This is a genomic window from Geodermatophilus sp. SYSU D00708, assembly GCF_054050115.1.
This window is the reverse complement of the sequence record NZ_JBJGYS010000055.1, coordinates 1-10,110: the sequence shown is the minus strand read 5'-3', so window position 1 is coordinate 10,110 and position 10,110 is coordinate 1. Positions and strand designations below refer to the sequence as shown.

Genomic DNA, 10,110 nt, shown 5'->3' with positions numbered 1-10,110 from the left:
TCCCGGCCGGGGGCGGGGGGCGCGCGGGCGGGGGGGGGGGGGGGGCCGGGGGCCGGCGCCGGCGCGCGCCCCCCCCCCCCCCCCCCCCCCCCCCCCCCCCCCGCCGCCGTAGGCGTGGAGATCGGCGATCTCGCCGGAGACAGGGGGACACACGATGGCGGGGCGAGGTACCGGGCCGGACTTCGTCGAGGCACTGGCCCGGGGGCTCGACGTCCTCGCCTGCTTCGATGCCGACCACCGCAGCATGACCCTGTCCGAGGTGGCGACGGCGGCCGGCCTGGCCCGCCCGACCGCGCGCCGGCTGCTGCTCACCCTGGAGGAGCTGGGCTTCGTCCGGTCGGTGGGCAACGCCTTCGCGCTGACCCCGCGGGTGCTCGCGCTGGGCATGGCCTACGTGGGCGCGCTCGGGCTCTGGGACATCGCCCGCCCGCACCTGGAGGCGCTGGTCGCCGCCACCGGGGAGTCGTCGTCGATGACCCAGCTCGACGGGTCCGACGTCGTCTACGTCGCCCGGGTGTCGGTGCCCAAGCTGATCGCGCTGCGGGTGGAGATCGGCACCCGCTTCCCGGCCCGGCAGACCTCCCAGGGCAAGGTGCTGCTGGCGGCCCTCTCCCCCGCCGAGCTCGACGCCGCCCTGGCCCAGCCGAGCCGCTCGGGCCTGCCGCCCTTCATCGGGCGGGACGACGACCGGCTGCGCGAGGAGCTGACCGAGGTGCGGGCGCGCGGCTGGGCGCTGGCCGACGAGGAGCTCGCGCCGGGGGTGCGGTCGGTCGCCGTCCCGGTGCGCGACGGGTCCGGCGCGGTGCGGGCGGCCATGAACGTCACCGTGCACGCCGCGGAGACCTCGGCCGAGCACCTGCTCACCGCGCACCTCCCCCGCCTGCTGCGCACCGCGGGCGACGTGAGCGCGGAGTGGGCGCTGTGGCAGTCGCGCCCCCATCTGGACACCGTCCGCCCGGCGACGGACGAGGCCACCGCCTGACGACACCGCGTGAGCCCCGAACGAGAGGAGGGGTGTCAACCCAACGTTGACAGGGCTGGGGGTGTCAACCTACGGTTGACACATGACGCCTCCCGTGCCGCTCCGGTCGACCGTCCGACTCGACGACCTCATCGCGGCCATCCAGCGGGCCGACGACGACGTCCTCCGGCAGCTGACCAGCGCCGTCGTCCTCGCCGACCACATCGGCGAGGTCGCCGACTCGCTGATCGGCCACTTCGTCGACCAGGCGCGCCGGTCGGGCGCCTCCTGGTCGGACATCGGCCGCAGCATGGGCGTCACCCGGCAGGCGGTCCAGAAGCGCTTCGGGAGCCCGCAGCCGGGCCGGCCCTCCGCGTCCGACCCGGGCGAGGGCTTCGGCCGGTACACCGACCGGGCCCGCAACGCCGTCGTGACGGCCCAGAACGAGGCCCGGGCGGCCGGCAGCCCTGAGATCGGCCCGGCCCACCTCGTCCTGGGGCTGCTGGCCGACCGCGACAGCGCCGCGACCCGGGTGCTGCTGGCGGAGGGCCGCACGGCCGACGCAGTGCGCGCCGCCGCGGCCGCCGCGTTCCCGCCGCCGGCCGCGGAGGTGCCCGACTTCGTGCCCTTCGACGCCGCCGCGCGGCAGGTCCTCGAGCGCACCTTCGCCGTGGCCGAGCGGCGGGGGGACGACGCGATCGACGCCGAGCACCTGCTGCTCGCCCTGCTCGAGGTCGAGGACGGCTCCGGGCTGCTGAGCGGCCTGGGCCTCACCGCGGACGGCGTCGAGAGGGCGCTCCCGGCCTCGTCGGAGGGGTGATCGCGCGGGCCGGCCCGGGAGTCCCTACGGTCGCAGGAGGAGCGTCCGCCCGGCCCGACTGGAGGTCCCGATGACCGCGTACGACCTGGCCGCCCCCTCGGCCCGCGCCCGGGAGCTGTACGACCTCATGCTCGCGTTCATGCGGGAGGAGGTGCTGCCCGCGGAGGCGGAGTACCACGCCCACCGCCGCGCGGCCGGGCCCGACGGCCACGAGGTGCCGCCGGTGGTCGAGGAGCTCAAGCGCAAGGCCCGCGAGCGGGGGCTGTGGAACCTGTTCCTGCCCGCCGAGTCGGGGCTCACCCAGCTCGAGTACGCGCCGATCGCGGAGCTGTCGGGCTGGAGCCTCGACCTGGCCCCGGAGGCGATCAACTGCGCCGCCCCCGACACCGGCAACATGGAACTGCTGCACCTGCTGGGCACCGAGGAGCAGAAGAAGGAGTGGCTCGAGCCGCTGCTGAACGGCGAGATCCGCTCGGCGTTCGCGATGACCGAGCCCGACGTGGCCAGCAGCGACGCGGCCAACATCGGCACCCGCGTCGTGCGCGAGGGCGACGAGTACGTGATCAACGGCCGCAAGTGGTGGACCAGCGGCGCGATGGACGCGCGCTGCGCGCTGTTCATCCTCATGGGCAAGACCGACCCCGAGGCGCCGCCGCACCGGCAGCAGACGATGGTGATCGTGCCGCGGGACACCCCGGGCGTCACCGTCGTCCGCGACTACCCGGTGTTGGGCCACCACGACCAGCACGGGCACGCGCAGGTGCGGTTCGCCGACGTGCGGGTGCCGGTGACCAACGTGGTCGGCGAGGAGGGCGGCGGGTTCGCCGCGGCCCAGGCGCGGCTGGGCCCCGGCCGGATCCACCACTGCATGCGGGCCCTCGGCGCGGCCGAGCGGGCGCTGGCCCTGCTGGTGCAGCGCGCCCAGGAGCGGGTGGCGTTCGGCGGACCGCTGGCCGACCAGGGCGTCGTCCAGCAGCAGGTCGCCGAGTCCCGGATGGAGATCGAGCAGGCCCGGCTGCTGTGCCACCTCGCCTGCCAGGTCATCGACACCGACGGCAACAAGGCGGCCCGCAACCTGGTCGCCATGGCCAAGGTCGCCGTCCCCCGGGCGGCCACCCGGGTGATCGACCGGGCGATCCAGGTGCACGGCGGGGCCGGCATCACCGACGTGACGCCGCTGGCGCAGATGTACGCCTGGCACCGGGCCATGCGGCTGTTCGACGGCCCGGACGAGGTGCACCTGCGGTCGGTGGCCCGCGCCGAGCTGCGTCGCGAGCCGGTGCTGCCCCCCGGCCGGGTGGTCGTCGAGTGACGGAGGACCCCTCACCCGCGCAGCAGCAGGCGGCGACGTCGATCGTGCGGCGCTACTGGGACGGGCTGTGGAACCGGCGCGACCTCGGCGTCATCGACGAACTGATCGGCGAGCCCTACGTCCGGCACTCCTCGGCCGGCACGCGGTCGCTGCGCCGCGCCGACTTCAAGCGCGAGGTCAGCTCCTCCTGGCAGCTGCTGCACGACGCGGCGACCACCGTCGACGACCAGGTGACCGCCGGCGACCGGGTGTGGACCCGCGCGACCACGACGGGGGTCAACATCGACACCGGGGAGACGTCGGTGGTCACCTGGCTGGTGGTGCACCGGGTGGCCGACGGCCGGATCGTGGAGTCCTGGAGCGCCACGATCCCCGGCGTCGACTGGCGCGGCTGACCGGCCTCAGCCCAGGTCGCGCAGGCGGGTGGCCGCGGCCACCCGCCTGCGGCTGACCAGCGCGAACAGCAGCACGAAGAGGAGCACGCCGACGCCCATCCCGGCGAGGGTGACCCGCAGGCCGGCGACGTCGGCGAGCAGCCCGAGCGGCAGCGCGGCGATGCCGAAGGCGCCGAAGCTGAGCATGATCAGCCCCTGCACGCGCCCGTGGTACTCCATGTCGGACAGCGCGAGCAGCTGTGACTGGTTGGTCGTCTGGAACGCCAGCATCGCGCCGCCGAGCAGGAGCAGGACGACGACGGCGACGTAGGCGTTCGGCGCGGCCGCGAGCCCGACGATGGCCAGCCCGAACAACGCCCCGGACAGGGCGAACACCCGGGTCTCGCCGGTCCGCGACGAGCGCCGGCCGAGCAGCAGCCCGCCGGTGACCCCGCCGACCGCCGAGGTCGCCGACAGGACGCCGTAGCCGACCGAGCCCAGCCCGAACAGGTCGCTGGAGATGGTCGGCATGAACGCCAGGTACGGCATCCCGCACATCGTCACGCCGATGCCGCACCAGGTCAGCGCGGACAGCTCGGGGTGCCGGCGGACGTAGCGCACGCCGTCGGCGAGCTCGCCCAGTGGCGAGCGGTCCGGCGGCTCGCCGCGCCGGCGCCCCGGGGGCAGCGCGCCGGTGAGCAGGACGCCCAGCGTGGCGAGCAGCGCGCTGGCCAGGAAGATCGCCTCGGTTCCCCAGGCCACCGCGCCGATGACCACGCCGGCCAGCGCCGGGCCGACGACCCGGCTGACCTCGGTGTTGACCAGCAGCAGTGACACCGCCTGCGGCACCGACCCGCGGGGCACCAGCTCGGCGAGGAAGGCCATGCGCGCCGGGTTGAACAGCGCGAAGCCCACGGCCTGCAGCACGCCGGCGCCCAGCAGCATCCAGTAGGCGATGACGTCGAAGAGGACCGCCAGGCCGATCCAGGCGCTGGAGGTCGCCAGCAGCAGGACCGAGGCCTGCAGCACCAGGCGCTTCGGCAGCCGGTCGGCCGCGACCCCGCCCCACGGGGTGGCCACCAGCAGGGCGACGCCGAAGGAGAGCAGCACCCCGCCCAGCGCGGCGTTGGAGCCGGTGAGCTCGAAGGCCAGCCAGCTGCGGGCGATGGCCTGGGCCATGACGCCGATGAACACCGCCGCGGCGTTGAGGTAGAGCACCAGGAAGCCACCGATGCGCAGGATGGCCAGGGCACCGAGGGGTGGCGACGCCGCCGTCCGTGCGGGGACGGTCCCGGTGTCCGGCGTCGTCTCCGCGCTCATGGCCCCCCTCGCTCGGCGCACCGGTCCCCCCGCCGCGCGACTGCTCCGGATCGGTCTACCACCCGGTACCCGCCGTACCCGAGCGGACTCCCGGCAGGCGGAGGACGACCGGCCGGCTCAGCGACCGCGCCAGACCGGCGGGCGCTTCTCGGCGAAGGCCGCGGCGCCCTCGCGGGCGTCCTCGCTGGTGAAGACCGACCCGGCGATCTCGTCCTGCCGCGCCCAGCCCTCGGTGGTGGTCCAGTCGGTGCTGCCGCGGGCCACCTGCTTGGTCGCGGCCACCGCGAGGGGCCCGTTCGCCGCGATCGTGGCGGCCAGCGCCAGGGCCCCGTCGAGCGCCCCGCCCTCCGGGGTGAGCCGGTTGACCAGCCCGACCGCCGTGGCCCGGGCGGCGTCGATCGGCTCCCCGGTCAGCAGCATCTCCAGCGCCACGTTGAACGGCACCCGCCGGGGCAGCTGCAGCGCCGCACCCCCGGCCGCGACCAGCGAGCGGGTGACCTCGGGGACGCCGAAGCGCGCGGTCTCCGCGGCCACCACGAGGTCGCAGGCGAGCAGCAGCTCGAAGCCCCCGGCCAGCGCCCAGCCCTCCACCGCGCCGATGAGCGGCTTGCGCGGCGGGGTCCGGGTGATGCCGCACAGCCCGCGGCCCTCGATCGCGGGGGTCTCCCCGCGCAGGAACGCCTTGAGGTCCATGCCGGCCGAGAAGGTGCCCCCGGCGCCGGTGAGGACGCCGACCCGCAGGTCGTCGGAGGCGTCGAGCTCGTCGACGGCCGCGGCCACCGCCTCGGCGACGGCCCGGGTCAGCGCGTTGCGCGCCTCGGGCCGGTTGAGGGTGATCACCTGGACCGCGTCGCGCCGCTCGACCAGTACCTCGTCCGCCACCGGACCTCCTCGGGCTCGTCGTGTCGTCAGTCGGCCTGCACGACCGCGCCGGACTCCAGCAGCCGGTCGACCTCGTCCGCGGCGAAGCCCCACGCCTCGAGCGCGGTCCGGGTGTCCTGCCCGGGGGCCCGCGGGGCGCCGCGGACCGCACCGGGGGTCCGCGAGAAGCGCGGCGCGGGCCCCGGCTGCGGGGAACCGCCGACGTCGGTGAACGTGCCGCGGGCGGCCAGGTGCGGGTGCGCCGGCGCTTCGGTGAGCCCGAGGACCGGGGTGACGCAGGCGTCGGTGCCCTCGAAGACCGCCGTCCACTCGTCGCGGGTGCGGGTGGCGAACACCTCGGCGATCCGCTCGCGCTGCTCGGGCCACCGCTCCACGTCGTACTGGCCGCCGGGCAGGTCGCCGTCGAAGCCCAGACCGTGCAGGAACTGGGCGTGGAACTGCGGCTCGATCGCGCCGACGGCCACGTGCCGGCCGTCGGCGCAGGCGTAGGTGTCGTAGAAGGGCGCGCCGCCGTCGAGCAGGTTCGCCGCCCGCCGGTCCTGCCACATCCCGGCGCCGAGCATCCCGTAGACCATGGTGACCAGGGCGCTGGCGCCGTCCACCATCGCGGCGTCGACGACCTGTCCCTGGCCGCTGGTGCCCCGCTCGAGCAGCGCGGCGAGGACGCCGACGACGAGGAACATCGCCCCGCCGCCGAAGTCGGCACCGATGTTGAGCGGCGGCACCGGCTCGTCGGCCGGCCCGATGGCGTGCAGCGCCCCGGTGAGGCCGAGGTAGTTGATGTCGTGGCCGGCGCGGGCGGCCAGCGGGCCGTCCTGGCCCCAGCCGGTCATCCGCGCGTAGACCAGCCGCGGGTTGCGTGCGGCGCAGTCGTCGGGCCCGACGCCGAGCCGCTCGGTGACGCCCGGCCGCAGCCCCTCGACGAGCACGTCGGCGGACTCGGCCAGCCGCAGGACGACGTCGCGGCCGGCCGGGGTCTTCAGGTCGACGGCGACCGACGGGCGGCTGCGGTGCAGCGCCTCCTTGGCCGGGGAGACCAGCTGCGTGCCGCCACCGGGCCGGTCGACCCGGACGACGTCGGCACCCAGCTCGGCCAGCAGCATGCAGGCGAAGGGGGCGGGGCCCAGCCCGGCCAGCTCGACGACGCGGACGCCCGCGAGCGGGCCGGTGGGGGGCTGCACGACGGTCACGCTAGCAACCTGTGACGACGGCCACCGGCGGCTACGTTCGTGCAGGTGAGCAACCCCTCCCAGACGGCCGAGCGTTGGTTCGAGGACTACCTGCCCGGGACGACCGCCGAGGTCGGCCGGCTGCGGGTGGAGGAGGCCGACGTCGTCGACTTCGGCCGGCGCTTCGACCCGCAGCCGTTCCACGTCGACGCCGAGGCGGCCGCGGCCGGGCCGTTCGGCGGGCTGATCGCCAGCGGCTGGCACACCTGTGCGCTGATGATGCGGCTGTTCGCCGACGAGTACCTCTCCCCCGTCTCCAGCCTCGGCTCCCCGGGCGTGGACGAGCTGCGCTGGATCGCGCCGGTGCGCCCCGGCGACGAGCTGACCCTGCGGACCACCGTCGAGGAGGCCCGGCGGTCACGGTCCAAGCCCGACCGCGGTCTGGTGCGCACGCGGATCGAGCTGCTCAACCAGGACGGCGTGGTCGCGCTGAGCATGGTCGCGATGAACCTGGTCCGCACCCGGCGCAGCGACTGAGCGGTCAGCCGCGGGCCTGCCCGGCGAGGTCGGGCCGGGCGGCCAGGCCCGCGAGGCCGTCGGTGAGCGCGGCGACGAGGTCGGCCGCCTCCTCCGGACGCAGCTTCACCGTGCCGACGCACGTCTCGTCCCGCCAGACGCTGAGGTTGAGCAGGCCGACCTCGGCGTGGGTGGAGACGCGGACCGCGCGGGTCCGGTCGCGGGCGTCCCACACCCAGCGACCACGGCTCGGCAGGGACAGCACCGTCATCACCACAGGCTCCGGCCCGGCCCCGGCCGCGTCAACGGGGCAGGCCGTGCCCCGCCCCGGTCAGTCGAGGGTGGCGAGGGCCTGCCAGAACTCGACCGGCTCGTCGTCGGGACCGCCGTACAGCCGCTGGGTGAGCAGGACGGCGACCAGGTCGCGGGCCGGGTCGGCCCACGCGCTGGTGCCGGTGCCGCCGTCCCAGCCCCACCGGCCGGGCGCCGCCCAGGGGCGGACGGCCTCCACGCAGACGCCGACCTGCAGGCCCCAGGAGTTGCCAGGCCCGAGGAACGCGGCCGCGGCCGACCGCTGCGCGGCGCTGAGGGCGTCGGCGGTCATCGCGGCCACGGCGGCCGCGGGCAGCACGGGGGCGCCGCCGTCGGCCAGCGCGGCGTAGAAGGCCAGCACCTCGGGCGCCGTGGACACCAGTCCGGCGGCGAGGCTCTCGAAGCGCGGCGGCCGGCCGAGGCCGCCGGGCGCGTCGACCTCCTCGAACCCGGTGCCGGTCGGCAGGTAGCAGGTGGCCAGCCGGTCGGGGTCCGGCGTCCAGAAGGCGGTGTCCACGAGCCCGAGGGGTCCGGTCACCCGCTCGGCCAGCAGGTCGGCGACGGATCGGCCGGTGGCCCGGGACAGCAGGACGCCGAGCACGTCGCTGGCCAGGTGGTAGAGCCAGACGTCGCCGGGTTGCGCGGCCAGCGGGAGCTCGCCGAGCCGGCGCAGGTACTCGTCGGGTCCGACCGGCGGCCCCCACGGGCCGGGCCCGATCTGCCGCTCGTCGACGGCGCGGTCCAGCGGGCTGCCGTCCCACAGGCCGCCGAAACCCGGGGTGTTGGTCAGCAGGTGCCGCACGGTGATCGGCCGCTGCGCGGGCACGGTGTCGGTCAGGGGGCCGGACCGGTCGCGCAGCACGCGGGGGGACGCCAGTTCGGGCAGCCAGCGGTCCACCGGGTCGTCGAGGCCGACGACGCCGTCCTCGACCAGCGCGAGCGCGAGCGCCCCGGCGAACGGCTTGGTCACCGAGGCGAGCCGGAACAGGGTGTCCTCCCGCATCGGCGCCGTCCCCCCGAAGGCGGTGGTGCCGCCGGTGAGCACCTCCGTCCGCCCGCGGGAGCGGACCGCGGCGACGAAGCCGGGCAGCCGGCCGCTGTCGACCTGCCGCTCCAGCACGGCGCGGACGGGCGCGAGGTACGTGCTCATGCGGTGTCGACCCCCGCCGGCCCCGGTACTCATCGACTCGCCTCGCACGCGCCGGCCAGCGGCGCGGCCCGCGCCGCGCACTACGGCTCGGCTTGCGCGCTGGCCCTCGTGGTCAGCATCGTCTCCACGCTGGCCGCGCTCGGCATCGCCGTCCGCGACCTGCGCCACCGGCGGCTGCCGGCGCCTGAGCACGGCGAGCCGCCTACTGCTCGGCGCGCTGCTCGACGCGGTCGGCGGTCTGGTCGTGTTCGCGGGCGTTGTCCGAGATCGCGTGTGCGCGGTCGCGCATGTTCTCGGGGTCCGGCACGGCCTCGGCGTGGTCGAGCATCTTCCGCTCGACGGCGTGCTCGGCGTCGGCGATCCGGCGATGGGCGTCGGCGAGCCAGTTGTCACCCATGAGGGAAAGGTAGCCGCACCCGGCGGTGCCCGTCCCGGACCAGGGCACGTCGTGACCGTCAGCCGCCGCTGCGGGTGATCGCCTCCGCCAGGCGCGCCCGGGCGGGGCCCAGCGACGGGCCGTACCAGGTGAGGTCGCGCCCGGAGACCAGCGCGCAGCGGGTGTCAGGGAAGGCCTCGGGACCGTCGTCCGCGGTGAAGGCGTACGGCTCGTCGGGCAGGACGACGACGTCGGGCCGGGCGGCCCGGATCTCGGCGACGTCCACCTTCGGGTAGCGGTCGGCCGCGTCGGCGAAGACGTTGACCAGCCCCAGCCGGGCCAGGACGTCGCCGGTGAAGGTGCGGGGGCCCACGACCATCCACGGGTCCCGCCACACCGGGACGGCGACCCGCGGTCCGCTCTCCGGCGGCGGCTGCGCCCACGCCTCGGCGGCCTGCGTCAGCCACCCCGGCTCCCCCACGTCGAGCACCTCGGCGAACAGCCGGCGCAGCGAGGTCAGCGCCTGGTCGACCGACTCGATGACGGTCACCCACACCGGGACCCCGGCCGAGCGCAACCGGTCGACGTCCAGCCGCCGGTTCTCCTCCCGGTTGGCGACGACCAGGTCGGGGCGCAGCGCCTCGATCGCGGCCCGGTCGGGGTTCTTGGTGCCCCGCACCCGCGCGACGTCCAGGCCGGCGGTGTGGGTGCACCAGTCGGTGGCCCCCACCAGCCGGTCGGGCACGCTCACCGCGAGTGCCTCGGTCAGCGAGGGCACCAGCGAGACCACCCGCCGCGGCGACGCCCGCAGCTCGACCGGAGTCCCCAGGTCGTGCGCGGGGGGGGGGGTGGGGGTTGTGGGGCCGGGGGGGGGGGGGGGGAGTTGGGGGGGGGTGTGGGGGGGCGCCGGTCCCCAGG

12 protein-coding genes are annotated in these 10,110 nt (G+C 76.2%); 5 read left to right on the top strand and 7 right to left on the bottom strand.

Annotated features, from left to right (window positions below; genetic code table 11):
* The first annotated feature begins 154 nt into the window (after positions 1-154).
* From ACI79D_RS24730 to ACI79D_RS24715, 4 genes are all read left to right on the top strand, one after another.
* Positions 155-982 (top strand): IclR family transcriptional regulator domain-containing protein, encoded by an 828-nt coding sequence (locus ACI79D_RS24730; protein WP_456921188.1) that lies wholly within the window; start codon positions 155-157, stop codon positions 980-982.
* A gap of 82 nt (positions 983-1,064) precedes the next feature.
* Positions 1,065-1,781 (top strand): Clp protease N-terminal domain-containing protein, encoded by a 717-nt coding sequence (locus tag ACI79D_RS24725; RefSeq protein ID WP_456921187.1) that lies wholly within the window; start codon positions 1,065-1,067, stop codon positions 1,779-1,781.
* Positions 1,782-1,851: 70 nt separating this feature from the next.
* On the top strand, positions 1,852-3,093 hold the full coding sequence (locus ACI79D_RS24720; protein WP_456921186.1) for an acyl-CoA dehydrogenase family protein: 1,242 nt from the start codon (positions 1,852-1,854) through the stop codon (positions 3,091-3,093).
* Positions 3,090-3,488 (top strand): ester cyclase, encoded by a 399-nt coding sequence (locus ACI79D_RS24715; protein WP_456921185.1) that lies wholly within the window; start codon positions 3,090-3,092, stop codon positions 3,486-3,488. The genes ACI79D_RS24720 and ACI79D_RS24715 overlap by 4 nt, the downstream gene beginning before the upstream one ends.
* Positions 3,489-3,494: 6 nt before the next feature.
* On the opposite strand, the gene ACI79D_RS24710 is transcribed toward ACI79D_RS24715, so the two are convergent.
* The 3 genes from ACI79D_RS24710 to ACI79D_RS24700 all read right to left on the bottom strand — a co-directional run bounded on the left by ACI79D_RS24710 (position 3,495) and on the right by ACI79D_RS24700 (position 6,859).
* The gene (locus tag ACI79D_RS24710) at positions 3,495-4,787 is read right to left on the bottom strand and encodes an MFS transporter (protein ID WP_456921184.1); all 1,293 of its coding nucleotides are present in this window, start codon (positions 4,785-4,787) and stop codon (positions 3,495-3,497) included.
* A gap of 117 nt (positions 4,788-4,904) precedes the next feature.
* A complete protein-coding gene (locus ACI79D_RS24705; RefSeq protein WP_456921183.1) occupies positions 4,905-5,669 on the bottom strand; it encodes a crotonase/enoyl-CoA hydratase family protein in 765 nt (254 codons plus the stop codon).
* 26 nt (positions 5,670-5,695) lie between these two features.
* Positions 5,696-6,859 (bottom strand): CaiB/BaiF CoA transferase family protein, encoded by a 1,164-nt coding sequence (locus tag ACI79D_RS24700; protein ID WP_456921182.1) that lies wholly within the window; start codon positions 6,857-6,859, stop codon positions 5,696-5,698.
* Between the two features lie 45 nt (positions 6,860-6,904).
* Between ACI79D_RS24700 and ACI79D_RS24695 the strand changes: the two genes are divergently transcribed.
* Positions 6,905-7,375, top strand: a complete 471-nt coding sequence (locus tag ACI79D_RS24695; RefSeq protein ID WP_456921181.1) for a MaoC family dehydratase — start codon at positions 6,905-6,907, stop codon at positions 7,373-7,375.
* Positions 7,376-7,379: 4 nt separating this feature from the next.
* Here ACI79D_RS24695 and ACI79D_RS24690 read toward each other — a convergent pair whose 3' ends face one another.
* From ACI79D_RS24690 to ACI79D_RS24675, 4 genes are all read right to left on the bottom strand, one after another.
* Entirely contained in the window at positions 7,380-7,625 is a 246-nt protein-coding gene (locus ACI79D_RS24690) for a hypothetical protein (RefSeq protein WP_456921180.1), read from the bottom strand.
* 60 nt (positions 7,626-7,685) lie between these two features.
* Positions 7,686-8,816, bottom strand: coding sequence for a serine hydrolase domain-containing protein (locus ACI79D_RS24685; protein WP_456921179.1), 1,131 nt, complete (start codon positions 8,814-8,816; stop codon positions 7,686-7,688).
* Between the two features lie 202 nt (positions 8,817-9,018).
* Complete coding sequence (locus ACI79D_RS24680; RefSeq protein ID WP_456921178.1) at positions 9,019-9,213, bottom strand: hypothetical protein; 195 nt, start codon at positions 9,211-9,213, stop codon at positions 9,019-9,021.
* Between the two features lie 58 nt (positions 9,214-9,271).
* A complete protein-coding gene (locus ACI79D_RS24675; protein WP_456921177.1) occupies positions 9,272-9,982 on the bottom strand; it encodes a helical backbone metal receptor in 711 nt (236 codons plus the stop codon).
* Between the last annotated feature and the right edge of the window lie 128 nt (positions 9,983-10,110).